The organism is Halomonas sp. H5, assembly GCF_050613175.1.
Taxonomy (GTDB): domain Bacteria; phylum Pseudomonadota; class Gammaproteobacteria; order Pseudomonadales; family Halomonadaceae; genus Bisbaumannia; species Bisbaumannia salifodinae.
The window spans coordinates 3,834,690-3,859,252 of the sequence record NZ_CP192510.1 but is presented as its reverse complement, the minus strand read 5'-3'; the positions used below and the strand labels follow the sequence as shown (position 1 = coordinate 3,859,252).

Sequence of the window (24,563 nt, the reverse complement as noted above, 5' to 3'; positions counted from 1 at the left end):
CCTAAAACGACAGTGTAGCCGACCGCCGACAGCATGGGAACCGTGGCATGAGGGGGATCGGGGCGTAAAAGCAGAAAGGGGAGGCCATGCGGCCTCCCCTTAAGCGGTCAGATCAGCATCCGTGCTGCTGGTTTTTCTTCGTGATGGCGCATCGCCTTGAATACGCACCACAGTCACCAAGACAAGTTTCAGGCAAGCAGTGTTGTTGTCTTTGTCGATCTTCCTGGTGGCGACCGTCTCGTATTCAAAACAATAATCCAACCACGACGGTAGGCAGTCTACCTTCCCCCGGCCTGTTGTTTTTGGTTGCCGTGGGTGCACTCCCGGGGAGCTTGTTGTTCTTGTTGCTCCCGCTCGGTGCGTCGCGTCCTGATGAACCTCCGGATGTCGGGCCCTGTTGTTCTTGTTGTGGCCACGCCCGGGTGACTGCGCCTTGTTGTTGTTCCTGGCGGGTCGTCACCCCTTGTTTGCCATGCTCGACGATCTTGTTGTTGTTGGCTCGTCGACTGGCGCCTGCCGAAGTGTCACCTCTTGTTCTTGTTGCGCCCCTTGGAGGGCAGTGACCTGGCGGCGTCCGGATCTTGTTCTTCTTGCCCTAGGATATTGCACCGTGCGTGCCACTATTTGAAAAATACAAAAAAAACAGGGGTTTGTTGGTGTCGCTTCCTGGCATGCCGTCAGCGCGGGGAGGATGTGTTACCCGGATTGGGCCGTAATGGGGCAGTCGGTGTGTGGGAAGGTAACAACTGGTGCAAAAGTTCCCTCGGTGACACGAAAAACGCCCGCCGAGGGAGGGCCGGCGGGCGCTTAGACCATGGTCGGGTTGCCTGGCGAAGGCTTATCCGGTGCGGCTCCGGGCGCTCTTCCTGCGCGGGATGCCCAGGCGCTGGCGGCGCTCCCACAGGCACTTGCGGCTGATGCCGAGCTTCTGGGCCAGCTCGGTCTCGCTCATCTGGTCCTGGTGCTCGAGGACGAAATGCTGGAAGTAGTCCTCCAGGGAGAGATCCTCCTCGTCCAGCTCGGCTTCGCTGGGTTCCCGGGTGTCCGGCGTCGCGGGGGCCGCCGGCTTGGGCTGGCTGCGGGAGAGTGGCGGGGCGGGGTGCAGGCCCAGGTCGTCGGGGTGAATCAGATGGCCCTCGGCGAGGATCACTCCCCGCTCCAGGGCGTTCTCCAGTTCCCGCACATTGCCGGGCCAGGGGTAGTCACGAATCTCGCGGCGCGCCGCCCGGGAGAGCTTGAGGCCCCCGCGGCCGTGGCGGCGGCAGGCCTTCTCCAGCAGCACGTCGGCGATCTTGAGGATATCGTCCTCCCGATCGCGGAGCGGCGGCAGGTCGATCTGCATCACGTTGAGGCGGTAGTAGAGGTCGAGGCGGAACTCGCCGCTCTTGGACATGGCGCGCAGGTCGCGGTGGGTGGCGGCGATCAGGCGCACGTTCACATGGCGGGTCTCCACCGAGCCGATCTTGCGGATCTCGCCCTCCTGCAGCACCCGCAAGAGGCGCGCCTGGGCATCCAGGGGCAGCTCGCCGATCTCGTCGAGGAAGAGGGTACCGCCGTCGGCGGCCTCCACCAGGCCGGTGCGGGCGGCATTGGCACCGGTGAAGGCGCCCTTCTCGTGGCCGAACAACTCCGATTCGATCAGGGTCTCGGGGATGGCCGCACAGTTGACGCAGATCAGCGGGGCCCGGGCGCGCTGGCTCTGGGAGTGGATGGCCCGGGCCACCAGCTCCTTGCCGGTGCCGGATTCGCCCTGGATCAGCACGGTGACATCCGCGGGGGCGGTCTTGCGGATCCGGGTGTAGACCACCTGCATGGCCTCGCAGTCACCGATCAGCTCCTGGGGCGGGGCGGCGCTGCTGGTGGCGGCGGGGGGCGCCGCCTCGGCGGCGTGCTGCTCCAGAGCTCGGGCCACGGTCTTGAGCAGGTCGTCATGATCGAAGGGCTTGGCCACATAGTCCACGGCGCCCTGCTTCAGAGCCTCCACCGCCGAGCGCATGCTGGCGTAGCTGGTCATGATCACCACCGGCGTGGGGGCGGCGCGTTCGATCAGGGCGGTGCCCTGGGTGCCGGGCAGGCGCAGGTCGCTGATCACCAGATCGAAGCGCTGGGGGTCGAGGGCCTCGGCCTCATCCACCGAGCCGGCCTCGCTCACCTGGTAGTCATGGCGCTCCAGCAGGCGGCGCAGGGCACTGCGAATAATGGCTTCGTCTTCAACGATCAGAATCCGGCTCATGGGGATGCTTGCCGTCCTCTCGGTTGGTGGGCAGCCACATCAGGATGCGGGTGCCGCGTTCTCGCTCCGCGGGGGGAGACTCGATATGGATCTGCCCGTGGTGCTCGGCGATGATGCTGTAGACCAGCGGCAGGCCGAGGCCGGTGCCCTCGCCGGGCGCCTTGGTGGTGATAAAGGGCTCGAAGAGGTGGTCGCGAATGCTCGCGTCGATGCCCTGGCCCTCATCGGTAACGGTAACACAGACGCCGTTACCCTCGCGGCTCGCCGCGATTTCCACCTCGCCCCCGTCGGGGCTGGCGTCCCGGGCGTTGTTGAGCAGGTTGATAAAGACCTGCACCAGGCGCTGGGCGTCGCCCTCGAGACGTAACGCCTCGGGGCAGAGGTTTCGATAGGTAACATCCTGACCCGAGCGGGCCAGGTGGATCAAGTGCAGGGCATCCTCCACCACCTCGCGCAGGGACAGCGGCGCGAAGGCCTGGCCCTGGACGTGGCGGCCGCCATGGGCGAAGCCCACCAGGGAGGAGACGATGCGCGAGACCCGATCGGTGAGTTGCTGGATCTGTTCCGCGGTCTCCAGCAACTGGGGGTCGTCGGTGTCGTAGCGCAGGTTCTGGGCCAGCGAGGAGATCCCGGTGATGGGGTTGCCGATTTCGTGGGCGACCCCGGCGGCCAGCTGGCCGATGGAGGCCAGGCGGGCGGCGTGGACCAGCTCCTCTTCCAGCCATTTCATCTCGCTGTGATCCTCGACCAGGATCACGGTGCCGCCGCGCACCGCGTCGTCGGCCTGAAGCTCGGCGCGGCGCAGGGAGAGGTAGCGCACGCCGCCGTCCAGGGCCACTTCCTGCTTGTAGAGGTGATCCTGGCGTTCATCGAATATGCGCCCCAGCAGCTCGCCCCAGGGCGCCGGCAGGTCGGCGCGCCGCGAGCCCACCACGCTGGCGCCGTCGATGCCGGAGAGCTCGGCCAGGGCGTCGTTCCACATCAGCAGCTCGTCGTCGACGCCGAAGGCGCACAGCCCCACCGGCAGCCGGGTGAGGATGCGGCGATGGTAGCGGCGCAGGCCATCCAGTTCCCGGGCCAGGCCGGTGAGCCGCGAGCGATAGGCCTCCAGGCGGCTCTCCACGAAGTGGATATCGTCGGTGGGTTCCTGGGCACCGCGGCGGTAGGGCAGGTAGCTGTCGACGATATCCTGGGCCACCGAGGGGCCCATCAGGCCGGAGAGGTTGGCCTGCAACCGGTCGCGCAGGCGGCGCAGGGCATAGGGGCGCCCCTCCTGGGGAGACATGCGCAGCGCCTCCAGGGCTCGCTCCACCTCGCGGCGGGCCACTTCCTCGCCGAGCACCGGCACCAGGCGCTGGATGAACTCCTCGCCGTTGCGGGCATCCAGGGGCATGCGCTTGGGGCGGATCACCGCGTCCACCGAGCAGGCCTCGGCGGCGGCACGCTCGCCCTCGGAGGTGCGGGTCAGCAGCGAGACCAGGATAAAGGTGAGGATATTGGTGGCCAGGGAGACCAGGGTCACCACGTACCAGTCCGGCTCATTGGCCAGCAGCTCCAGCCCCGGCGGCAGCAGGATGCGCGGTTCCATGCCGGTGAGCAGCGGCAGCCACATGCCCAGCAGCCAGATCGCTACGCCCACGACGAGGCCGCTGACCATGCCCTTGCGGTTGGCGCCGGGCCAGTAGAGCACCGCCAGGATGCCGGGCAGGCACTGGGCCATGCCGACGAAGGCGACGATGCCCAGGGTCATCAGGTCGTGGTGGATGCCGACGATGCGGTAGAAGAGCCAGCCGCCGAAGATCACCGCGGCGATCAGCGCCCGGCGTAGCCAGCGCAGCCAGTGGTAGAGGTCGGGCTGGTGAATCGGCGAGTGGGCCACCAGCACCCAGTGATTGAGCATCATCCCGGAGAGGGCCAGGGCGATCAGGATCAGGGTGCCGCTGGCGGCGGCCAGGCCGGCGATAAACACCAGGCCCTGGATCCATAGCGATTCCGAGAGCCCGTAGGCCAGGTAGGCGACGCCCAGCGCCGCGCTATCGGCTCCGACGCGCTGGGCGCCCCACAGGATCAGGGGCACCGGCAGGGCCAGCAGCAGCAGGTAGAGGGGCAGGCTCCAACTGGCCTGCTGCAGGGTGCGCCGGGAGAGGGTCTCGGCGAAGGCCATATGGAAGAGGTGGGGCATCAGGAAGGCGGCGGCGAAGAACAGTAGCAGCAGGGTGCGCCACTGCCCCGAGTCGAGTTGGCTGACCTCGGCCTGCAGGCTGGCGCCGGGCCCCTCCAGCCAGGTCTGGACGCTGGCCGGTCCCTCGAAGATCGCGAACAGCGCGAAGGCCCCCAGGGCCAGCATGGCCAGCAGCTTGATCAGGGACTCGAGGGCGATCACCGCCAGCAGGGTGTCGTGGCGGGCATGCAGCCGGGTGTGGCGGGCGCCGAAGAGGATCGCGAAGAGCGCGATCACCGCACTGAAGGCCAGCGCCATCAGGGCCGGGGAGGCGGTGCCGGTGAGCACATGGGTGACATCGCCGAGGGTCTGGATCTGCAGGGCCAGCAGCGGCAGCACCGCCAGCAGGCTGACCAGGGTGATCAGGGTGCCCACCCAGCGGGAGCGGAAGCGGAAGGCGAAGAGGTCGGCCAGGGACGACAGCTGATAGGTGCGGGTCAGGCGCTGGATCGGCACCAGCAGCACCGAGGCCAGCAGGAAGGCCCCGGCGGGCCCCAGGTAGTAGGCCAGGTAGCCGTAGCCCGCCTGGCTGGCCAGCTCCAGGCTGCCATAGATGGCCCAGGCGCTGGCATAGACCCCCAGGGCCAGGGTGTAGACGGCGGGGTGGCGCACGAGGCGGATCGGCACCCAGTCCCGCTCCACCGCCAGGGCGGCCAGGAACAGCAGCGACAGGTAGCCGGTGCCGAGGAGGAAGAGCTGGGCGGCGCTCATGGATGGGCCCCCCGGGGATCAGCTGCGTTCATCCAGTTTCCTCTTCTGCTCCAGCCATAGCGACAGGGCGATCAGGCCGCCCCAGATCAGGTAGGGGCGATACCAGGCACCATCCGGCGAGGCCCAGCCACTCATCAGCAGCGGCGAGAGCAGGTAACCGCCGAATACCAGGAACAGCATCAACCGGTACATGTACATGAGCGGGCTCGCCTCCTCCGGCGCGTTGTCAGGGCTGGTGGCGCAGGGCCTCGGGGCGCAGCCGCGCCACCGACCAGCGGGGAATCGCCTCGGCCAACTGCACCGCCACCGGCTCGCGGATCAGCCCCGGCGCCGGCGCCTGATCCAGGGCCTCCAGGGCGCGGTGCAGCAGGCGCCGTACCTCGGGGCCCTCCCAGGGCAGCGCCGGCGCCAGGTTCTGCTTGGAGAGCTTCTGGCCATCGGCGCCGAGGATCAGCGGCAGGTGCAGGTAGCGGGGCTCGGCGAGGCCCAGGGCCACCTGCAGCTGGCGCTGCCAGGGCGTGTTGTCGAGCAGGTCGTGGCCGCGCACGATTTCGGTGATGCCCTGGGCGGCGTCATCCACCACCACCGCCAGTTGGTAGGCCCAGAGGCCATCCTTGCGTTTGAGTACCACGTCGCCGAGGGACGCCGGGTCGAAGCGCTGGATGCCGAAGAGGCGATCCTGCCACTCGATCGGGCGCAGGGCGAGGTCGCTGCGCAGGCGCCAGGCCGCCGGCCTGTCGGGCTCGCGGATGCCATCGCGACACCAGCCGGGGTAGATGGGGTGATCGCGCCACTGCTTGCGGGAGCAACTGCAGGGGTAGGCCAGCCCCTGGTCGATCAGGCGCCCCAGGGCCGCCTGGTAGGCGTCGTGGTAGTCGCTCTGATAGCTGACCGGGCCATCCCAGTGCAGGCCGAAGGCCTCCAGCTGGCGCAGGATGGTGTCGCTGGCGCCGGCGGGGCAGCGCGGCGGGTCGATATCCTCGACACGCAACAGCCAGTCGCCGCCGGCCTGGCGGGCGTCCAGGTAGCTGCCCAGGGCGGCCACCAGGGAACCGAAATGCAGGGGGCCCGAGGGCGTCGGGGCGAAGCGGCCTCGATAGGGGGGCATGGCGGACTCCGTCGGCGGAAAGGCAAACGGGCACCCTCGGGTGCCCGTCACGCTAGCGTTGCCTGGCGCTTAGCCGCCGAGCTGCTTCTCCTTGAGCTCGGCCAGAGTCTTACAGTCCACGCAGAGGGTGGCGGTGGGACGCGCCTCGAGGCGGCGAATGCCGATCTCGACGCCGCAGGCCTCGCAGAAGCCGTAGTCGTCCTCGTCGATCTTCTCGATGGTCTCGTTGATCTTCTTGAGCAGCTTGCGCTCCCGGTCGCGGGTCCGCAGCTCGAGGCTGAAGCCCTCTTCCTGGGTGGCACGATCCGCCGGGTCCGCATAGTTGTTGGCGTCTTCCTGCAGATGACGCACGGTGCGGTCCACTTCCTCCATGAGCTCCTGTTTCCAGTCGAGCAGGATCTGTCGGAAGTGCTCCAGCTGCTTCTCGTTCATGTACTCTTCACCCGGCGCCGCTTCGTACGGGGTGAATTTCTTTGGCGCTTCCGTCTTTTGTGCTGCTACTGGCATGGGGGCTGCCTCATTGCTCGAGTGACTGGGGCCGATGCCCGGTCGGGCAGGCGCACTGATGCCGGCCCAAAGCCTTGCTTATTTAGCGAAAAAACGCCCGCATTGCAACTGTCACATGATCCGGAGGTGCCGGCTGATGCCGCAGCCGGTTACAATCCCATTGGACCGTGGCCCCCGTCAGAGGTGCCATGCCGAGCCATCGAGAGGTCGAATCGCGGCCGTTGAAGGAGAGTGACGCATGAGTTGGAGCGCGCGGCTGGATCGCGTCGAGCCCTTCCGGGTGATGAGCCTGCTGGAGGTGGCCCAGGGTCGGGAGGCCGCCGGCCATGACGTGATTCACCTGGAGGTGGGCGAGCCCGACTTCGCCACTCCGGAGGCGGTGGTGGCGGCCGGCCAGCGGGCCCTGGCCGCGGGGCAGACCCGCTATACGCCGGCGGCGGGGCTGCCGGCGCTGCGCGAGGCCATCGCCGGTCACTACGCCGAACGCTTCGGCGCCGAGGTCGATCCGGCGCGGATCCTGGTCACCCCCGGCGCCTCCGGGGCCCTGCTGCTGGCCAGCCAGCTGCTGGTGCAGCGCGGCGACCGGGTACTGATGGCCGATCCCACCTACCCCTGCAATCGCCACTTCATGGCCCTGGCCGAGGCCGATCTGGATACCGTGGCGGTGGGCCCGGCGAGCGGCTGGCAGCTGGATGCCGAGCTGGTCGCCCGTCACTGGCGCGACACCACGCGCCTGGCGATGCTGGCGACGCCTTCCAATCCCACCGGCCATATGCTGGATGCCGACCAACTGGCGGCGGTGGCCGGGGCGGTCGAGGCGCGCGGCGGGGCCCTGCTGGTGGACGAGATCTATCAGGGGCTGACCTATGGGGTCGAGCCGGTCTCGGCGGCGGCGGTGGCCCCCGAGGCCTTTGTGGTCAACAGTTTCTCCAAGTATTTCGGCATGACCGGCTGGCGGTTGGGCTGGCTGCTGGCGCCGGAGGCGGCGGTGGAGCCCCTGACGCGGCTGGCCCAGAACGTCTTCCTGGCCGCCTCCACTCCGGCCCAGCACGCCGCCCTGGCGGCCTTTACCCCGGCCTGCCTCGACGAGTTGGAGGGGCGCCGCCGGGAGCTGGAACGGCGTCGGGATGCCCTGCTGGCGGGGCTGGCGCGCCTCGACCTGGCGCCCTCGCTGCCGCCCCAGGGGGCCTTCTATGTGTGGCTGGATATCTCCCGCTACAGCCGTGACAGCCAGGCCTTCTGCCGGCAACTGCTGGAGGAGGAGAACGTCGCCATCACCCCGGGCATCGACTTCGCGGTGCGTGGCGGCGAGCATCATGTGCGGATCGCCTTCACCACCTCGGTGGCGCGCCTGGAAGAGGCCCTGAGTCGCCTCGAACGCTTCCTGGCGCGGCGATGATGAGCGATTTCGTCCCTGACCCCCCCGGGCAGCCCGAGTCGGCGTCACAGGCCACGCTTCCCGGCGCGGCGATGATGGCCTATCCCGCCCTGACGCCGGGTATCCTGCGCCGGCGCTACAAGCGCTTCCTGGCCGACGTGGAGCTGGCCGATGACTCCCTGGTGGTGGCCCATTGCCCCAATACCGGCTCCATGCGCGCGGTCAATGTGCCGGGCTGCCGGGTCTGGCTGGCCGCCAGCGATAACCCCAAGCGCAAGCTGGCCTGGACCTGGGAGCTGATCGAGCTACCCCAGCCGGAGGGCGGCAGCGCCTTCGCCTCGGTGCATACCGGGCGCGCCAATGGCATCGTCGAGGCGGCGTTGCGCGAGGGCGTGGTCAGCGAGCTGGCCGGCTTCGCCGACCTCAAGAGGGAGGTGCGGGTGGAGGGGGCGCGCCTCGACTTTCGCCTGAGCGATGATCGGGGCGAGCCGACCTATGTGGAGGTCAAGCAGGTGACCCTGCGCGAGGCCGATGGCGGCGGTTACTTCCCCGACGCGGTCAGCGAGCGGGGCCGCAGGCACCTGGAGGTGCTGGCCGACCTGGCCAGTCAGGGGCATCGTGCGGTGTTGCTGTTCTGCGTGGCTCACGGCGGCATTCCCTCGGTGGCCCCGGCGGCGCATCTCGATCCCCGTTATGCCGAGACCCTGAAACGGGTCGCCGAGGCGGGGGTGGAGGTGCTGGCCTATGGCTGTGAGGTGATCGTCGAGGCCGGAGTGCCCCGGGGCATCCAGTTGGCCAGGCGGCTGCCGGTTCACCTGGAATAGCGATACCCCGTGGGAGATTCTATGTTGCCCCTCAAGCCGCCACCATGGTTTCCGTGGGAGCGCGGATTTTGCCGGTCCGACGCTTCGGTGATATCGCCCGAAGGGCGATCTGGAAGGCCTTGGCTGTCACCAAGGGCGACTTCGTCGCCCAATCGTCCGGGGAACCCGAACTCCCACAACACCAGAGCCTCTCCCAACACCAGTGGCCACTCAGGCTGCTGTGGGAGATTCTATGCTGCCCCTCAAGCCGCTACCGCGGTCCGACGCCTCGGTGATAAGCTGACTCACTCGGCCAGATGGATCTGGCCGTCGTCGTCGATATGGATCGCCACCGGCACCAGCGCTCGGCCCTGGCAGGGCCCGAAGACGCATTCGCCGCTCTCCGGCAGGAAGAGGGCGCCGTGCATGCTGCACTGGATCAGCTCGCCGCCGGGCTCGAGGAACACATCGGGCTGGAAATCGAGGCCGATGCCCTGGTGGGGACAGCGGTTCTCGAAGGCGGTGATGCGGCCGTGCACCCGCACCAGGAAGGCCTCGCGGCCGTCCGGCAGGCGCAGGCCCAGGGCCGCGGTGCTATCCAACTGAGACCGATGGGCGATGGCGGTCATCAGCGATCGATATAGAAACGCTGGATAAAGCCCACCTGGGCCGGCTCGGCGTTGCGATCGTAGCCCACCTCCAGCTCGAAGCGCATCGGCTCGTCCTCCTGGATACGGAAGGTGGCCAGATGATAGATGGCCTCGCCATCGCGCACGGTGCGGAACGACAGGTTCTGCAACTGGCCGGCCAGGTTGCCGACCCGACCATTGACCCAGGCATTCGCCGGGCGGGTGGTGCCGTCCTCCTGCTCCTCCAGCACGCTGACATTGAGCAGTGCCATCACCTGGCTGCGCTGGATATCGTAGGCGGCGGCCACCTCCGGCGTCAGGAAGCTGGTATTGATGGCGCTGTAGTGGATCTGGTAGTTGCCGACCCGCTCGAACTGCTGGGCCTGGGCGGTGGTCGCCAGCAGGCCTAGCAGCAGGCCGATCATCCAGATGCCGAGCCTCTTGGCCTTCATGATCTTGTCCCTCGTATCGTCTTCGGCTTAACCGCCGGGGCCCCGGCTGACCCGGAAGATGGCGGTCTCTCCACACAGGTTAGGCCACAGTCGCGAGGTCCAGTGCCCCTCGTGCTCGCCGTTGCCCACCGCCCGGTCGCTGATGATCAGACCCTTGTCGCGGCACAGGCGTTCAAAGTCGTTGAAGGTCGAGAGGTGGATGTTGGGGGTGTCGTACCAGGCGTGGGGCAGCGACTTGGAGACCGGCATATAGCCCTTGAAGCCCAGGTAGAGGCGATGCCGCCAGTAGGCGAAGTTGGGGAAGGTGATGATGCACTCCCCGGCCACCCGCAGCATCTCGTCGAGCATCAGGTCGGGGCGGCGCAGGGCCTGCAGGGCCTGGGTCATGATCACCAGGTCGCAGGCATCGTCGTCGAAGTTGGCCAGCCCCTCGTCGAGGTTCTGCTCGATGACATTGACGCCCTTCTCGACACAGGCGGTGATGCCGTCGGGATCGATCTCCAGGCCATAGCCGCTGACCCCCTTGTCCCGGGCCAGGGAGGCCAGCAGGCTGCCGTCGCCGCAGCCCAGATCGAGGATATGGGCCCCCTCGGGCACCCAGCCATGAATCAGCTTGAGGTCGGCGCGCATCACTTGGCCTCCAGGTTCTGGTCACGGGCCACGCGCTTCATGAAGCCGGCGAACACCGCCTGGTAGCGGGGCTCCGGCAGCAGGAAGGCGTCGTGGCCATGGGGCGAGTCGATATTGGCGAAGCTGACCGACTTGCCGGCGCGGATCAGGGCGTCCACCAGTTCTCGGGAGCGCGACGGCGGGAAGCGCCAGTCGGTGGAGAAACTGACCACCAGGAAGGGGCAACTGGCCGGGGCCAGGGCCGCGGCCAGGTCGCCGCCATGCAGCGCCGCCGGATCGAAGTAGTCCAGGGCCTTGGTCATCAGCAGGTAGGTGTTGGCATCGAAGCTGTTGGAGAAGGTATCGCCCTGGTAGCGCAGGTAGGACTCCACCTGGAACTCCACGTCGTAGCCGAAGTTGAAGTCGTCGCTGCGCAAATCGCGGCCGAACTTGCTGCCCATGGCGTCTTCGGAGAGGTAGGTGATATGGCCCACCATCCTGGCCAGCTTGAGGCCGCGCCGCGGCAGGGTGTCATGCTCGGCGTACCAGCCGTCATGGAAGTCGGGGTCGGAGCGGATCGCCTGGCGGGCCACCTCGTTGAAGGCGATGTTCTGGGCCGAGAGCTTGGGGGTGGCGGCGATCACCGCCGCATTGGCTACCCGCTCCGGGTAGTTGAGACTCCACTGCAGGACCTGCATGCCACCCAGGCTGCCACCGATCACCGCGGCGAAGCGCTGGATGCCCAGGCGGTCGGCCAGGCGGGCCTGGCTGTGCACCCAGTCGGTGACCGTCATCATCGGGAAGTCGGGCCCCCACTGGCGACCGGTGGCCGGATTAGGGCTCAGCGGCCCGGTGCTGCCGTGGCAGCCGCCCAGGTTGTTCAGGGAGATGACGAAGAAACGCTCGGTGTCGATGCTCTTGCCGGGGCCGATATGCGCATCCCACCAGCCGGGCTTGCGGTCGTCGGGGCCGTGGTAGCCGGCGGCATGGTGATGGCCGGAGAGGGCATGGCAGATCAGCACCGCATTGCTGCGCTCGGCGTTGAGCTCGCCGTAGGTCTCGTAGACCAGTTCATAGCTGGGCAGGGTGCGGCCGCAGGCCAGCTCGAGAGGCACATCGAAGTGCGCGGCCTGCGGGGTGACCAGGCCGACCGAATCGCGGGGTAGCTCGGGCATGGGGTCCTTGGTGTCCAGTCGTCTCGTTATGTTGTCGAAGGGCGTGCCGCCGCCGGGGCGGCACGCGCCTCACAGGCCGATCAGGGCGCCGGAGATACCGGCGGCGCGGGTCAGCGAACCTACCACGATACCATCGATCAGGCTGATGCCGATGAACACCACGATGGGGGAGAGATCGAGCATGCCCAGCGGCGGGATCACCCGGCGCACCGGGGCCATGATCGGCTCCACCAGTTGCATCACCAGCAGGGCGCCGGGGTGGCTGGCGTTGGGGGCCACCCAACTGAGGATGATCATGGCGATCAGCGCGAAGAAGTAGATCTTGAGGATGGCATTGGCGATGGCCGCCACGGCGCCGATGGCCACGCCGACCAGCGGCGGCATGCCGATGCCGGCGATCTGCAGGATGGCGATGATGCTGACCGCCTTGATCACGAAGGCGGCGCCCAGGGTGGCCAGGTCGAAGGGGCCCACCGGGCGCAGGAAGCCCTGGAAGAGACCGACCACCGGCTGGGTGATCTTCACCACCGATTGGCTGATGGGATTGTAGTAGTCGGCCCGGGATGCCTGCAGCAGGAAACGCAGCATCATCAGGAAGAGGTAGATATTGATCAGGGTGTTGACCAGCAGCAGGCCGGCGCTTCCCACTTGACTGCCCATAGGAGGGGCTCCTTGTTTTGCTGAATACGAGTGCGCGTTACTGGCCGAGCTCCTGGGCCATCTCCCGGGCGCGGGTGGCGCAGGCCTCGGTGGCCTCCTCGACGATACGCCGCAGCTCGGCGGCCTCGAAGCTGTGGATGGCGCGTTCGGTGGTGCCCCCCGGCGACATCACGTTCTGCTTGAGGGTGGCCGGGTCCTTGTCGCTCTGCTGGGCCATGCGCGCCGCGCCATAGGCGGTCTGCAGGGCCAGGCGACGAGCGCTGTCGGTGGGCAGGCCGAGACGCACCCCGGCGGCCTCCAGGGCCTCGAAGAACAGGAAGAAGTAGGCCGGGCCACTGCCCGAGATGGCGGTGACCGCTTCCAGCAGGGCTTCCTCGTCGACCCACTCCACCAGGCCGACCGCCTCCAGCAGGCTCGTGGCCAGCTGGCGCTGTTCCTCGCTGACTCGCGAATTGGCGTAGAGGCCGGAGGCGCCGGCCCCCACCAGGGAGGGGGTGTTGGGCATGCAGCGAATCACCGCCAGCTCGCCGCCCAGCCAGGTCTCCAGGGTGTCGGCGGTGAGGCCGGCGGCCACCGAGACGATCAGCGGCTTGCGAGCCTGGATGGCATCACGCATCGCCTCGCAGACGCCGCGCATGATCTGCGGCTTGACCGCCAGCACCACCACGTCGGCGTTGGCCACCGCCTTGGCGTTGTCGGTCTCGGTACGAATGCCATAACGCTCGCGCAGCGGGGCCAGGGCCTCGTCACTGGGCGAGGTGGCGGTGATGGCGGTGGCGGGATAGCCACCCTCGATCATGCCGCCGAAGATGGCGCTGGCCATGTTGCCGGCACCGATAAACGTCACTTGGCTAGCCATAGGGAATCGATTCCTCTGCGTTGGGCCCAGGTCGTCGCCTAGGGCCGGGGTGTCTTGGGGCGGGCGCCGAAGATCGCCGTGCCCAGGCGCACCCAGGTGGCGCCCTCGGCGACGGCGGCTTCCAGGTCGTCGCTCATGCCCATGGAGAGAGTATCCAGGGGGGCCTCGGGGAAGCGTTGGCGCAGCGCCTCCAGGGCCTGGCGCAGCCGCGCATAGGGTTCGCGCTGGGCCTCGCCCCCCTGAGCCGGGGCGGGAATCGCCATCAGGCCGCGCAGGCTCAGTCCGGGCAGCGCGACGACCGCCGCGGCCAGGGCCGGCAGGTCGTCGAGGGAGACGCCGGCCTTGGTGGCCTCGTCGCTGATATTGACCTGCAGGCAGACATTCAGCGGCGGCAGGTGCGTCGGGCGCTGCTCGGAGAGGCGTCGCGCCAGCTTCTCCCGGTCGAGGCTGTGCAGCCAGGCGAAATGTTCGGCCACGGCGCGGCTCTTGTTGGACTGCAGGGGGCCGATGAAATGCCAGACGATATCGGGCAGATCGGCCAGGGCGACCTGCTTCTCCAGGGCCTCCTGGAGGTAGTTTTCACCGAAATCGCGCTGGCCGAGTCGATAGGCCTCACGCACCATCAACGCGGGCTTGGTCTTGCTGACCGCCAGCAGCCGCGCCGCTGCGGGCTCGCGGCCCGCCTTAGCCAATGCTTCGGCCAGGCGTCGATTCGCCGCTGCCAACGACTCGGAAAGCGCAACCTCTGTCATACTGATACACGTCCTTACAATTAGGAGCAGGGAACAGGGGGAACCGCATGGATATTACCGAACTGCTGGCATTCTCGGCAAAGCAGAACGCCTCGGATCTGCATCTATCGGCGGGGTTACCGCCGATGATTCGCGTGGATGGTGACATCCGGCGTCTCAATGTGCCTGCCATGGAAGATCGTGAGGTGCGCAAGCTGGTCTACGATATCCTCAACGACCGGCAACGCCGCGACTTCGAGGAGCACCTGGAGACCGACTTCTCCTTCGAGGTGCCGGGGGTGGCGCGCTTCCGTGTCAATGTCTTCAATCAGGGCCGCGGCATCGGCGCCGCCTTCCGCACCATCCCCGCCGAGATCCTGACCATGGAGGACCTGGGGCTGGGCGAGGTCTTTCGCCGGCTGGCGCTGATGCCGCGTGGCCTGGTGCTGGTCACCGGCCCCACCGGCTCGGGCAAGAGTACCACCCTGGCGGCGCTGGTCGACTACATCAACGAGACCCGTTACGACCATATCCTGACCATCGAGGATCCGGTGGAATTCGTCCATCGCAGCAAGCGCTGCCTGATCAATCAGCGTGAGCTGCATCGCGATACCCACGGTTTCGCGCCGGCGCTGCGCAGCGCCCTGCGCGAGGACCCGGACGTCATCCTGGTGGGCGAGATGCGCGACCTGGAGACCATTCGACTGGCATTGACCGCGGCGGAGACCGGCCACCTGGTGTTTGCCACCCTGCACACCACCTCGGCGGCCAAGACCATCGACCGGATCATCGACGTCTTCCCCGGTGACGAGAAGACCATGGTGCGCTCCATGCTCTCCGAGTCCCTGCAGGGGGTCATTTCCCAGACCCTACTCAAGCGTATCGGCGGTGGACGGGTTGCCGCCCACGAGATCCTGGTGGCCACGGCGGCGGTGCGTAACCTGATCCGCGAGGACAAGGTGGCGCAGCTCTACTCGGCGATCCAGACCGGTGGCAATCTGGGCATGCAGACGCTCGATGCGGCCCTGGCGCGCCTGATCAGCGATGGCGTGGTCTCCCGGGACGAGGCTCAGGCCAAGGCCAAGGCGATCCTGCCGACCTGAGTCGGCGACCCTTCCCATCCTACCCCAGACCAGCGAGGGATAACTCATGACCGCGAATGAATGGCTGGAACAGTTGTTGCAGATCATGGTGGAGAAGGAGGCCTCGGACCTGTTGATCTCGGTTAAGGCGCCCCCCACCCTGAAGCTCGCCGGCAAGTTGACCCCCATGGGAGACCAGGGCCTAAGCCAGATCCAGGTGACCGAGCTGGTGCAGGCGGCGGTGCCCGAGAACCTGCGGGAACGCTTCGCCGCCGAGAATGAGGCCAACTTCGCCCTGAGCCTGCCGGGCAAGGGGCGCTTCCGGGTCAGCGCCTTCCAGCAGCGCAATCAGCCGGCCATGGTGCTGCGCCGTATCGCCTTCGATATTCCCCACCTGGAGGAGCTCTACCTGCCGCCGGCCCTGGGCGAGCTGGCCGAGATCAAGCGCGGCCTGGTGTTCGTGGTGGGGGGCACCGGCACCGGCAAGTCCACCACCCTGGCGGCGATGATCCAGCAGCGCAACGAGACCCTGGGGGGGCATATCATCAGCGTCGAGGACCCCATCGAGTATGTGCATCCCCACAAGAAGGCGATCATCAACCAGCGCGAGGTGGGGATCGACACCGAGTCCTTCGAGGTGGCGCTGAAGAACACCCTGCGCCAGGCCCCGGACGTGATCCTGATCGGCGAGGTGCGCACCCGGGAGACCATGGAACACGCCCTGACCTTCGCCGAGACCGGCCACCTCTGCCTGGCCACCCTGCACGCCAACAACGCCAACCAGGCCCTGGATCGCATCATCAACTTCTTCCCTTCCGAGCGGCACGACCAGGTGTGGCTGGATCTCTCTCTCAACCTGCGCGCCATCGTCGCCCAGCAGTTGTTGCCCACGCCCCAGGGGGAGCGCCGTGCGGCCATCGAGATCATGCTGTGCTCGCCGCTGATCGGCGACCTGATCCGCAAGGGTAAGGTGAGCGAGATCAAGAACGTCATGGCACGCTCCCGGGACCTGGGCATGCAGACCTTCGATCAGGCGCTCTATGACCTCTATCGGGCGGGGGTGGTCAGCGAGGACGTGGCCCTGGTGCATGCCGACTCGGCCAACGACCTGCGCATGATGATCAAGTTCGGCGACCCCAACAGCGAGGTGGTGGATCAGGCCAAGAGTGGCAGCGAGCGCTTTAGCCTGCGCTCGGGGGACGACTTCTGATTGGGGACAGCGTCAGGCTCAGGGCGCATAGACCCCACCCAGCACCCGGGGGCCTCGGGCACCGGTGACCGAGGGCAGGTTGCCGGGCAGCCCATTCAGGCGCCGGCTGGCCAGCCAGGCGAAGGCGCCGGCCTCCAGCCAGTCGGCGGGCCAGCCCAGTTCGGCGCAGGGCGTCAGCGTCAGTGCCGGGAGCCTGGCCTGGAGGCGGTCGAGCAGGTAAGGGTTATGGGCGCCGCCGCCACAGGGCAGCAGTCGAGCGGGTTTGGCCTCGGGCAACCGCTCGCTGAGCTGCTCGATGGCCAGGTCCACGCTGGCGGCGGTCAGCTCCGCCAGGGTGGCCTGAACATCCCGGGGCGATTCGTCGCCAACGAGATGGCGTTCCAGCCAGGCCAGGTGAAAGTGTTCGCGGCCGGTGCTCTTGGGGGGCGGGCGCTGGAAGTAGTCGTCGGTCAGCAGCCGGGCCAGCAGGGCCGCGTCGACCCGGCCGCCGGCGCCCCAGGCGCCATCGGCGTCGAAGCGCCCGCCCTGATGGCGCTGATACCAGCCATCCAGCAGGGCATTGGCGGGGCCGCTGTCGAAGCCCAGCACCTCGGCCGGGTGGTCTGTCGGCGGCAACAGGGTCAGGTTGGCGTAGCCGCCCAGGTTGAGCACCAGGCGCCACTCCTCGGGGTGGCGAAACAGCGCCTGGTGGAAGGCCGGCGCCAAAGGCGCGGCCTGGCCGCCGGCCGCCAGGTCGCGACGGCGAAAATCGGCCACCACGGTGATGCCGGTGAGTTCCGCCAGGCGGCTGGGGTTATCCAGTTGCAGGGTATAGGGTGCACCGCCATCGTGCCCCTCGGGGGCGTGCTCGATGGTCTGGCCGTGGCTGCCGATGGCGACGACGTCTGCGGCGGCGGTGCCGCTGGCCTCGAGCAGTTCGTGGACCGCCCGGGCCTGCAGTTGGCAGAAGGCCTCCTCCGCCTCGGCCAGCTCGCGAAAGGTTGCCGCCGGCGCATGGCAGAGCCGTAGCAGCAAGCCGCGCAGCGCTTCGGGCAGGGGCACTACCCGGGTCGCCAGCAGGCGTGGAGCCGGGACGCTACAGTCCACCAGGGCGGCATCGATGGCGTCCAGGCTGGTGCCGGACATCAGGCCAATATAAAGCGACATCTTGACGGCTCCTCGTCGGCTCTCAACGGTGCTGGGCAAGACATGCTAACATCCCTTCCCATTCGTCAAGCTGTTTTACCGTCAACACCGCTTTATCTGTGGAGTAAGGGTACGATGACCGATGTCGAGAGCGCGCTGGCGCTGTTGAAGCGCGGTACCAATGAAATCCTGCTGGAGGACGAGCTGAAGAAGAAGCTCGCCTCGGGGCGCAAGCTGCGTATCAAGGCGGGCTTCGATCCCACGGCCCCGGACCTGCACCTGGGCCATAGCGTGCTGCTCACCAAGATGCGTCAGTTCCAGGACCTGGGCCATCAGATCATCTTCCTGATCGGCGACTTCACCGGGCGGATCGGCGACCCCACCGGCAAGAACGTCACCCGCAAGCCGCTCACCGAGGAAGAGGTCATCGCCAACGCCCAGACCTACAAGGAGCAGGTGTTCAAGATCCTCGATCCCGAGAAGACCGAGGTACGTTTCAACTCCGAGTGGTTCAGTGAGCTCAACGCCGCCAGGATGATCGAGTTGGCGGCCCAGAGCACCGTGGCGCGGATGCTCGAGCGCGATGACTTCGACAAGCGCTACAAGGCCGGGCAGCCGATCTCCATCCACGAGTTCCTGTACCCGCTGGTGCAGGGCTACGACTCCGTGGCCCTGGAGGCGGATATCGAGATGGGCGGCACCGATCAGAAGTTCAACCTGCTGATGGGCCGCGAAGTGCAGAAGCACTACGGCATGGAGCCCCAGGTGGTGATCACCATGCCGCTGCTCGAAGGCCTGGACGGCGTGCAGAAGATGTCCAAGTCGCTGGGCAACTATGTGGGCGTCGACGATGCCCCCGGGGTGATGTTCAACAAGCTGGTCTCCATGCCGGACGGCCTGATCTGGCGCTACTTCGAGCTGCTCTCCCTGAAGAGCAATGAGGAGCTGGACGCACTCAAGCGCGATATGGACGCCGGGGCCAATCCCCGCGATATCAAGATGGTGTTGGCCCGTGAGCTGATCGCCCGCTATCACGGCGAAGAGGCCGCGGCCAATGCCCACAAGTCCGCCGGCAACCAGTTGGCCGACGGCGAGCTGCCGGAAGACCTGCCGGAGGTGAGCGTCGATTTCGACGGTGCCCAGGCCCCCATCGCCGCGGTGCTCAATCGCACCGGGCTGGCCAATAACAGTGCCCAGGCCAAGGACATGCTGGGTAATGGCCGGGTCAAGGTGGACGGTGAAGTGGCCCCACGCGATCTGATGCTCGCGAGTGGCAAGAGCTATGTGATCCAGGCCGGCAAGAAACGCTATGCCCGGGTGACCATCGCCTGATGACGTCGATCAGGCCGTCGCGATCAACGCCCGCCTTAGTGCGGGCGTTGTCGTCTCCGGCACCTTCCTTGTCCACAGCGAGTCGGCGATTTTGGTTGTGGATAAACTTTCTGACACAAAGGACTTGCAGGGACGCGGGTTAATCCGTAAAGTACGCATCCGCTGCCGGCGACGGACATCGTGGCCAGCGGCAATGAGTGGCAAAAGTGCTTGTTTCTGTTGGGGTTTTCGAATCCCTCTCGCGAAAAACGCGATTGACAGAACGGCCGGATGCAGTAGAATGCATCGCCACACCGACCGGCCCGTCGCCGGCTCGGATGACCACGGGTCGCTGCCTCGCAGCACGCCTCAGGGTCGCCGAGCAGGGCTTGACAGCAGCGGCCGAATCGGTAGAATGTCGCTTCCTCGCAGCGGCGTCGCAACAGCGACCAAAGCGAGACGCTCCGCTCTTTAGAGAGCCCGGAGCCGCTCTTTAACAATCGATCAGGTAATTCATGTGGGCGCTTGTCGGTGAGGTGGTGAGAAGTCACCAAATCATCAAGGCAAGCGACTCGTCAAAGATCTTCGGGTCTTTTTGAGAACGTTTGAACCTTGAGCCAAGTTTGGTTCGCTTTTGTTACCTTCGGGTGACAAGTAAGAACCGCAATGATTTTAAACTGAAGAGTTTGATCATGGCTCAGATTGAACGCTGGCGGCAGGCCTAACACATGCAAGTCGAGCGGAAACGATGGAAGCTTGCTTCCAGGCGTCGAGCGGCGGACGGGTGAGTAATGCATAGGAATCTGCCCGATAGTGGGGGATAACGTGGGGAAACTCACGCTAATACCGCATACGTCCTACGGGAGAAAGCAGGGGATCTTCGGACCTTGCGCTATCGGATGAGCCTATGTCGGATTAGCTAGTTGGTGAGGTAACGGCTCACCAAGGCGACGATCCGTAGCTGGTCTGAGAGGATGATCAGCCACACTGGGACTGAGACACGGCCCAGACTCCTACGGGAGGCAGCAGTGGGGAATATTGGACAATGGGGGAAACCCTGATCCAGCCATGCCGCGTGTGTGAAGAAGGCCTTCGGGTTGTAAAGCACTTTCAGCGAGGAAGAAGGCCTGAGGGCTAATACCCTTCAGGAAGGACATCACTCGCAGAAGAAGCACCGGCTAACTCCGTGCCAGCAGCCGCGGTAATACGGAGGGTGCGAGCGTTAATCGGAATTACTGGGCGTAAAGCGCGCGTAGGTGGCTTGATAAGCCGGTTGTGAAAGCCCCGGGCTCAACCTGGGAACGGCATCCGGAACTGTCAGGCTAGAGTGCAGGAGAGGAAGGTAGAATTCCCGGTGTAGCGGTGAAATGCGTAGAGATCGGGAGGAATACCAGTGGCGAAGGCGGCCTTCTGGACTGACACTGACACTGAGGTGCGAAAGCGTGGGTAGCAAACAGGATTAGATACCCTGGTAGTCCACGCCGTAAACGATGTCGACTAGCCGTTGGGTTCCTTGAGAACTTTGTGGCGCAGTTAACGCGATAAGTCGACCGCCTGGGGAGTACGGCCGCAAGGTTAAAACTCAAATGAATTGACGGGGGCCCGCACAAGCGGTGGAGCATGTGGTTTAATTCGATGCAACGCGAAGAACCTTACCTACCCTTGACATCGTGCGAACTTTCCAGAGATGGATTGGTGCCTTCGGGAACGCACAGACAGGTGCTGCATGGCTGTCGTCAGCTCGTGTTGTGAAATGTTGGGTTAAGTCCCGTAACGAGCGCAACCCTTGTCCCTATTTGCCAGCGATTCGGTCGGGAACTCTAGGGAGACTGCCGGTGACAAACCGGAGGAAGGTGGGGACGACGTCAAGTCATCATGGCCCTTACGGGTAGGGCTACACACGTGCTACAATGGTCGGTACAAAGGGTTGCGATACCGCGAGGTGGAGCTAATCCCATAAAGCCGGTCTCAGTCCGGATCGGAGTCTGCAACTCGACTCCGTGAAGTCGGAATCGCTAGTAATCGTGAATCAGAATGTCACGGTGAATACGTTCCCGGGCCTTGTACACACCGCCCGTCACACCATGGGAGTGGACTGCACCAGAAGTGGTTAGCTTAACCTTCGGGGGAGCGATCACCACGGTGTGGTTCATGACTGGGGTGAAGTCGTAACAAGGTAGCCGTAGGGGAACCTGCGGCTGGATCACCTCCTTAAACGACGACTGCCGCCTGCCGGCAAGTGTCCACAATGAATTACCTGATCGACCAGAGCAAATGACTGTTGTTGTAAGCCGAGTCTGTCGCTCAGCTGGTTAGAGCGCACCCCCTGACCTTAAATGGAAAGCGGGTGAGGTCAGCCAGAGGATCGCCAGCAAGCTTGCATAGGTACAGTGCCGGGTCTGTAGCTCAGTTGGTTAGAGCGCACCCCTGATAAGGGTGAGGTCGGCAGTTCAAATCTGCCCAGACCCACCAATTTCGCCGGATACGGCGTTGCTTTGACCCTCGCATAGCAGGCTATGCGTCGGAACAAAGCGCCTTGTCTCCGAAGAAATGACATTTTATCGGGGCCTTAGCTCAGCTGGGAGAGCGCCTGCCTTGCACGCAGGAGGTCAGCGGTTCGATCCCGCTAGGCTCCACCATCTCCCCACGCCCCACCAAACAGTCAATTTCTGATCGGATCCACAGTCATAAGCCATCATCATCGACCATGATGACCGGTTTATGACTGTCGATTGACAGTCGCTCTTTAACAATATGAATCATGCTGACAAATTGAAGATACGTCTCAAGCGTATCCGGCAATTATCGTACCAATCGCGACCAGACCCCTTCGGGTTATATGGTCAAGCGATTAAGCGCATACGGTGGATGCCTTGGCAGCCAGAGGCGATGAAGGACGTTGTAGCCTGCGATAAGGTTCGGTGAGGTGGCAAACAACCTGTGACCCGGACATTTCCGAATGGGGAAACCCACCCAGCACAAGCTGGGTATCCTGCACTGAATCCATAGGTGCAGGAGGCGAACCGGGGGAACTGAAACATCTAAGTACCCCGAGGAAAAGAAATCAACCGAGATTCCCCAAGTAGCGGCGAGCGAACGGGGACCAGCCCTTAAGCTGGTGACTGGTTAGGCGAACGAGCTGGGAAGCTCGACCATAGGGGGTGATAGTCCCGTAGCCGAAAACCTGATCCAGTGAAATCGAGTAGGTCGGGGCACGAGAAACCTTGACTGAAGACGGGGGGACCATCCTCCAAGGCTAAATACTCCTGGCTGACCGATAGTGAACCAGTACCGTGAGGGAAAGGCGAAAAGAACCCCGGAGAGGGGAGTGAAATAGATCCTGAAACCGTATGCGTACAAGCAGTGGGAGCAGACTCGTTCTGTGACCGCGTACCTTTTGTATAATGGGTCAGCGACTTATATTCAGTGGCGAGCTTAACCGTATAGGGGAGGCGTAGGGAAACCGAGTCTTAACTGGGCGACCAGTCGCTGGATATAGACCCGAAACCGGGCGATCTATCCATGAGCAGGTTGAAGGTTGAGTAACATCAACTGGAGGACCGAACCAGGATCTGTTGAAAAAGATTTGGATGACTTGTGGATCGGAGTGAAAGGCTAATCAAGCCCGGAGATAGCTGGTTCTCCTCGAAAGCTATTTAGGTAGCGCCTCACGTATCACCGCCGGGGGTAGAGCACTGTTTCGGCTAGGGGGCCATCCCGGCTTACCAACCCGAGGCAAACTCCGAATACCGGTGAGTGCAGCGTGGGAGACACACGGCGGGTGCTAACGTCCGTCGTGAAAAGGGAAACAACCCAGACCGTCAGCTAAGGCCCCAAAATCCTGGTTAAGTGGGAAACGATGTGGGAAGGCTTAGACAGCTAGGAGGTTGGCTTAGAAGCAGCCATCCTTTAAAGAAAGCGTAATAGCTCACTAGTCGAGTCGGCCTGCGCGGAAGATGTAACGGGGCTCAAACCAGGTGCCGAAGCTACGGGTTCGTCGAATGACGAGCGGTAGAGGAGCGTCGTGTAAGCCGATGAAGGTGGGTTGAGAAGCCCGCTGGAGGTATCACGAGTGCGAATGCTGACATGAGTAACGATAAGGGGAGTGAAAAACTCCCCCGCCGGAAGACCAAGGGTTTCTGTTCGACGCTAATCGGAGCAGAGTGAGTCGGCCCCTAAGGCGAGGCCGAAAGGCGTAGTCGATGGGAAACGGGTCAATATTCCCGTACCTCACAGAATTGCGATGGGGGGACGAAGAAGGCTAGGTGAGCCAGGCGTTGGTTGTCCTGGTGAAAGTCAGTAGGCCGAGATCTTAGGCAAATCCGGGATCTCAAGGCCGAGAGACGAGACGAACAGACTACGGTCTGGAAGTCATTGATGCCACGCTTCCAGGAAAAGCCTCTAAGCTTCAGATTCTGTGAGACCGTACCCCAAACCGACACAGGTGGTCAGGTAGAGAATACCAAGGCGCTTGAGAGAACTCGGGTGAAGGAACTAGGCAAAATGGTGCCGTAACTTCGGGAGAAGGCACGCCGGCGTAGTGTGAACACCCCACGGTGGAAGCACGAACCGGTCGAAGATACCAGGTGGCTGCAACTGTTTATTAAAAACACAGCACTCTGCAAACGCGCAAGCGGACGTATAGGGTGTGACGCCTGCCCGGTGCCGGAAGGTTAATTGATGGTGTTAGGCTCCGGCCGAAGCTCCTGATCGAAGCCCCGGTAAACGGCGGCCGTAACTATAACGGTCCTAAGGTAGCGAAATTCCTTGTCGGGTAAGTTCCGACCTGCACGAATGGCGTAATGATGGCCACACTGTCTCCACCCGAGACTCAGTGAAATTGAAATCGCAGTGAAGATGCTGTGTACCCGCGGCTAGACGGAAAGACCCCGTGAACCTTTACTATAGCTTCACACTGGACGCTGATGTTGCTTGTGTAGGATAGCTGGGAGGCTTGGAAACCCGGACGCCAGTTCGGGTGGAGCCAACCTTGAAATACCAGCCTGGCATCATTGGCGTTCTAACTCAGCCCCGTCATCCGGGGCGAGGACAGTGTGTGGTGGGTAGTTTGACTGGGGCGGTCTCCTCCCAAAGAGTAACGGAGGAGCACGAAGGTACCCTCAGCACGGTCGGAAATCGTGCATTGAGTGCAAGAGCATAAGGGTGCTTGACTGCGAGACAGACACGTCGAGCAGGTACGAAAGTAGGTTCTAGTGATCCGGTGGTTCTGTATGGAAGGGCCATCGCTCAACGGATAAAAGGTACTCCGGGGATAACAGGCTGATACCGCCCAAGAGTTCACATCGACGGCGGTGTTTGGCACCTCGATGTCGGCTCATCACATCCTGGGGCTGAAGTCGGTCCCAAGGGTATGGCTGTTCGCCATTTAAAGTGGTACGCGAGCTGGGTTTAGAACGTCGTGAGACAGTTCGGTCCCTATCTGCCGTGGGCGTCGGAAGTTTGAGAAGAGCTGCTCCTAGTACGAGAGGACCGGAGTGGACGCACCTCTGGTGTTCCGGTTGTCACGCCAGTGGCATTGCCGGGTAGCTATGTGCGGACAGGATAACCGCTGAAAGCATCTAAGCGGGAAGCCCCCTTCAAGATGAGACTTCCCTGAGGCCTTGCGCCTCCTAAAGGGTCCAGCAAGACTAGCTGGTTGATAGGTCGGGTGTGGAAGCGCTGCGAGGCGTTGAGCTAACCGATACTAATGGCCCGTGAGGCTTGACCATATAACCCCAAGGGGTTTGCGCGATGGTACG

General features: G+C 64.5%; 18 protein-coding genes, 2 tRNA genes and 2 rRNA genes. 9 read left to right on the top strand and 13 right to left on the bottom strand.

Features of this window, described 5'->3' with window-relative positions; genetic code table 11:
- Window positions 1–838 precede the first annotated feature (838 nt).
- The 5 genes from ACQ1W9_RS17825 to dksA form a co-directional block, all read right to left on the bottom strand.
- Window positions 839–2,233, bottom strand: a complete 1,395-nt coding sequence (locus ACQ1W9_RS17825) for a sigma-54-dependent transcriptional regulator (RefSeq protein WP_431024533.1) — start codon at window positions 2,231–2,233, stop codon at window positions 839–841.
- Window positions 2,211–5,165: an ATP-binding protein gene (locus ACQ1W9_RS17820; protein ID WP_431024532.1), complete on the bottom strand. Its 2,955-nt coding sequence runs from the start codon at window positions 5,163–5,165 to the stop codon at window positions 2,211–2,213. The genes ACQ1W9_RS17825 and ACQ1W9_RS17820 overlap by 23 nt, the downstream gene beginning before the upstream one ends.
- Before the next feature lie 18 nt (window positions 5,166–5,183).
- Window positions 5,184–5,363: a hypothetical protein gene (locus ACQ1W9_RS17815; protein WP_431024531.1), complete on the bottom strand. Its 180-nt coding sequence runs from the start codon at window positions 5,361–5,363 to the stop codon at window positions 5,184–5,186.
- A 28-nt stretch (window positions 5,364–5,391) separates the two neighbouring features.
- On the bottom strand, window positions 5,392–6,273 hold the full coding sequence (gene gluQRS, locus ACQ1W9_RS17810; protein ID WP_431024530.1) for a tRNA glutamyl-Q(34) synthetase GluQRS: 882 nt from the start codon (window positions 6,271–6,273) through the stop codon (window positions 5,392–5,394).
- A gap of 69 nt (window positions 6,274–6,342) precedes the next feature.
- Window positions 6,343–6,780 (bottom strand): RNA polymerase-binding protein DksA, encoded by a 438-nt coding sequence (gene dksA / locus ACQ1W9_RS17805; protein ID WP_146803444.1) that lies wholly within the window; start codon window positions 6,778–6,780, stop codon window positions 6,343–6,345.
- Window positions 6,781–7,018: 238 nt separating this feature from the next.
- Between dksA and ACQ1W9_RS17800 the strand changes: the two genes are divergently transcribed.
- Window positions 7,019–8,179: a pyridoxal phosphate-dependent aminotransferase gene (locus ACQ1W9_RS17800; RefSeq protein ID WP_431024529.1), complete on the top strand. Its 1,161-nt coding sequence runs from the start codon at window positions 7,019–7,021 to the stop codon at window positions 8,177–8,179.
- A 74-nt stretch (window positions 8,180–8,253) separates the two neighbouring features.
- Window positions 8,254–8,982, top strand: coding sequence for a DNA/RNA nuclease SfsA (gene sfsA, locus ACQ1W9_RS17795; protein WP_431026465.1), 729 nt, complete (start codon window positions 8,254–8,256; stop codon window positions 8,980–8,982).
- Window positions 8,983–9,266: 284 nt separating this feature from the next.
- Here the strand turns inward: sfsA and ACQ1W9_RS17790 are convergent, their stop codons facing one another.
- The 7 genes from ACQ1W9_RS17790 to ACQ1W9_RS17760 all read right to left on the bottom strand — a co-directional run bounded on the left by ACQ1W9_RS17790 (window position 9,267) and on the right by ACQ1W9_RS17760 (window position 14,097).
- Window positions 9,267–9,590, bottom strand: a complete 324-nt coding sequence (locus ACQ1W9_RS17790) for a Rieske (2Fe-2S) protein (RefSeq protein WP_431024528.1) — start codon at window positions 9,588–9,590, stop codon at window positions 9,267–9,269.
- On the bottom strand, window positions 9,590–10,042 hold the full coding sequence (locus tag ACQ1W9_RS17785; RefSeq protein WP_346062999.1) for a DUF4426 domain-containing protein: 453 nt from the start codon (window positions 10,040–10,042) through the stop codon (window positions 9,590–9,592). The genes ACQ1W9_RS17790 and ACQ1W9_RS17785 overlap by 1 nt, the downstream gene beginning before the upstream one ends.
- 27 nt (window positions 10,043–10,069) lie before the next feature.
- Window positions 10,070–10,672, bottom strand: a complete 603-nt coding sequence (metW, locus tag ACQ1W9_RS17780; RefSeq protein WP_431024527.1) for a methionine biosynthesis protein MetW — start codon at window positions 10,670–10,672, stop codon at window positions 10,070–10,072.
- Window positions 10,672–11,826, bottom strand: coding sequence for a homoserine O-succinyltransferase MetX (metX, locus tag ACQ1W9_RS17775; protein ID WP_431024526.1), 1,155 nt, complete (start codon window positions 11,824–11,826; stop codon window positions 10,672–10,674). The genes metW and metX overlap by 1 nt, the downstream gene beginning before the upstream one ends.
- Window positions 11,827–11,895: 69 nt before the next feature.
- Window positions 11,896–12,486, bottom strand: coding sequence for a YggT family protein (locus ACQ1W9_RS17770; RefSeq protein WP_346063001.1), 591 nt, complete (start codon window positions 12,484–12,486; stop codon window positions 11,896–11,898).
- Window positions 12,487–12,523: 37 nt separating this feature from the next.
- Window positions 12,524–13,345, bottom strand: a complete 822-nt coding sequence (proC, locus tag ACQ1W9_RS17765; protein WP_431024525.1) for a pyrroline-5-carboxylate reductase — start codon at window positions 13,343–13,345, stop codon at window positions 12,524–12,526.
- A gap of 38 nt (window positions 13,346–13,383) precedes the next feature.
- Entirely contained in the window at window positions 13,384–14,097 is a 714-nt protein-coding gene (locus tag ACQ1W9_RS17760) for a YggS family pyridoxal phosphate-dependent enzyme (RefSeq protein WP_431024524.1), read from the bottom strand.
- 47 nt (window positions 14,098–14,144) lie between these two features.
- Here ACQ1W9_RS17760 and ACQ1W9_RS17755 point away from each other — a divergent pair, with 47 nt between their 5' ends.
- Entirely contained in the window at window positions 14,145–15,179 is a 1,035-nt protein-coding gene (locus ACQ1W9_RS17755; RefSeq protein WP_431024523.1) for a type IV pilus twitching motility protein PilT, read from the top strand.
- A 46-nt stretch (window positions 15,180–15,225) separates the two neighbouring features.
- Window positions 15,226–16,368: a PilT/PilU family type 4a pilus ATPase gene (locus tag ACQ1W9_RS17750; RefSeq protein ID WP_431024522.1), complete on the top strand. Its 1,143-nt coding sequence runs from the start codon at window positions 15,226–15,228 to the stop codon at window positions 16,366–16,368.
- Window positions 16,369–16,386: 18 nt separating this feature from the next.
- Here the strand turns inward: ACQ1W9_RS17750 and ACQ1W9_RS17745 are convergent, their stop codons facing one another.
- Window positions 16,387–17,514: an anhydro-N-acetylmuramic acid kinase gene (locus ACQ1W9_RS17745; protein ID WP_431024521.1), complete on the bottom strand. Its 1,128-nt coding sequence runs from the start codon at window positions 17,512–17,514 to the stop codon at window positions 16,387–16,389.
- A gap of 114 nt (window positions 17,515–17,628) precedes the next feature.
- Here ACQ1W9_RS17745 and tyrS point away from each other — a divergent pair, with 114 nt between their 5' ends.
- The 5 genes from tyrS (at window position 17,629) to ACQ1W9_RS17720 (ending at window position 24,533) form a co-directional block, all read left to right on the top strand.
- Window positions 17,629–18,825 carry a tyrosine--tRNA ligase gene (gene tyrS / locus ACQ1W9_RS17740; RefSeq protein ID WP_431024520.1) on the top strand — a complete coding sequence of 399 codons (1,197 nt, stop codon included), beginning with the start codon at window positions 17,629–17,631 and terminating at the stop codon, window positions 18,823–18,825.
- A 653-nt stretch (window positions 18,826–19,478) separates the two neighbouring features.
- Window positions 19,479–21,018: ribosomal RNA gene (locus tag ACQ1W9_RS17735) — 16S ribosomal RNA — on the top strand.
- Window positions 21,019–21,199: 181 nt separating this feature from the next.
- Window positions 21,200–21,276, top strand: a tRNA-Ile gene (locus ACQ1W9_RS17730).
- 91 nt (window positions 21,277–21,367) lie between these two features.
- Window positions 21,368–21,443: transfer RNA gene (locus tag ACQ1W9_RS17725), tRNA-Ala, on the top strand.
- A gap of 202 nt (window positions 21,444–21,645) precedes the next feature.
- Window positions 21,646–24,533 (top strand): 23S ribosomal RNA (locus ACQ1W9_RS17720).
- Together the 16S and 23S rRNA genes with 2 tRNA genes alongside form the textbook arrangement of a ribosomal RNA operon.
- Window positions 24,534–24,563 lie beyond the last annotated feature (30 nt).

Excerpts from the sequence above, each read along its gene's own strand:
- ACQ1W9_RS17825 (WP_431024533.1), bottom strand. The coding sequence starts at position 2,233 with ATGAGCCGGATTCTGATCGTTGAAGACGAAGCCATTATTCGCAGTGCC.
- ACQ1W9_RS17820 (WP_431024532.1), bottom strand. The coding sequence starts at position 5,165 with ATGAGCGCCGCCCAGCTCTTCCTCCTCGGCACCGGCTACCTGTCGCTG.
- ACQ1W9_RS17815 (WP_431024531.1), bottom strand. The coding sequence starts at position 5,363 with ATGTACATGTACCGGTTGATGCTGTTCCTGGTATTCGGCGGTTACCTG.
- gluQRS (WP_431024530.1), bottom strand. The coding sequence starts at position 6,273 with ATGCCCCCCTATCGAGGCCGCTTCGCCCCGACGCCCTCGGGCCCCCTG.
- dksA (WP_146803444.1), bottom strand. The coding sequence starts at position 6,780 with ATGCCAGTAGCAGCACAAAAGACGGAAGCGCCAAAGAAATTCACCCCG.
- ACQ1W9_RS17800 (WP_431024529.1), top strand. The coding sequence starts at position 7,019 with ATGAGTTGGAGCGCGCGGCTGGATCGCGTCGAGCCCTTCCGGGTGATG.
- sfsA (WP_431026465.1), top strand. The coding sequence starts at position 8,254 with ATGGCCTATCCCGCCCTGACGCCGGGTATCCTGCGCCGGCGCTACAAG.
- ACQ1W9_RS17790 (WP_431024528.1), bottom strand. The coding sequence starts at position 9,590 with ATGACCGCCATCGCCCATCGGTCTCAGTTGGATAGCACCGCGGCCCTG.
- ACQ1W9_RS17785 (WP_346062999.1), bottom strand. The coding sequence starts at position 10,042 with ATGAAGGCCAAGAGGCTCGGCATCTGGATGATCGGCCTGCTGCTAGGC.
- metW (WP_431024527.1), bottom strand. The coding sequence starts at position 10,672 with ATGCGCGCCGACCTCAAGCTGATTCATGGCTGGGTGCCCGAGGGGGCC.
- metX (WP_431024526.1), bottom strand. The coding sequence starts at position 11,826 with ATGCCCGAGCTACCCCGCGATTCGGTCGGCCTGGTCACCCCGCAGGCC.
- ACQ1W9_RS17770 (WP_346063001.1), bottom strand. The coding sequence starts at position 12,486 with ATGGGCAGTCAAGTGGGAAGCGCCGGCCTGCTGCTGGTCAACACCCTG.
- proC (WP_431024525.1), bottom strand. The coding sequence starts at position 13,345 with ATGGCTAGCCAAGTGACGTTTATCGGTGCCGGCAACATGGCCAGCGCC.
- ACQ1W9_RS17760 (WP_431024524.1), bottom strand. The coding sequence starts at position 14,097 with ATGACAGAGGTTGCGCTTTCCGAGTCGTTGGCAGCGGCGAATCGACGC.
- ACQ1W9_RS17755 (WP_431024523.1), top strand. The coding sequence starts at position 14,145 with ATGGATATTACCGAACTGCTGGCATTCTCGGCAAAGCAGAACGCCTCG.
- ACQ1W9_RS17750 (WP_431024522.1), top strand. The coding sequence starts at position 15,226 with ATGACCGCGAATGAATGGCTGGAACAGTTGTTGCAGATCATGGTGGAG.
- ACQ1W9_RS17745 (WP_431024521.1), bottom strand. The coding sequence starts at position 17,514 with ATGTCGCTTTATATTGGCCTGATGTCCGGCACCAGCCTGGACGCCATC.
- tyrS (WP_431024520.1), top strand. The coding sequence starts at position 17,629 with ATGACCGATGTCGAGAGCGCGCTGGCGCTGTTGAAGCGCGGTACCAAT.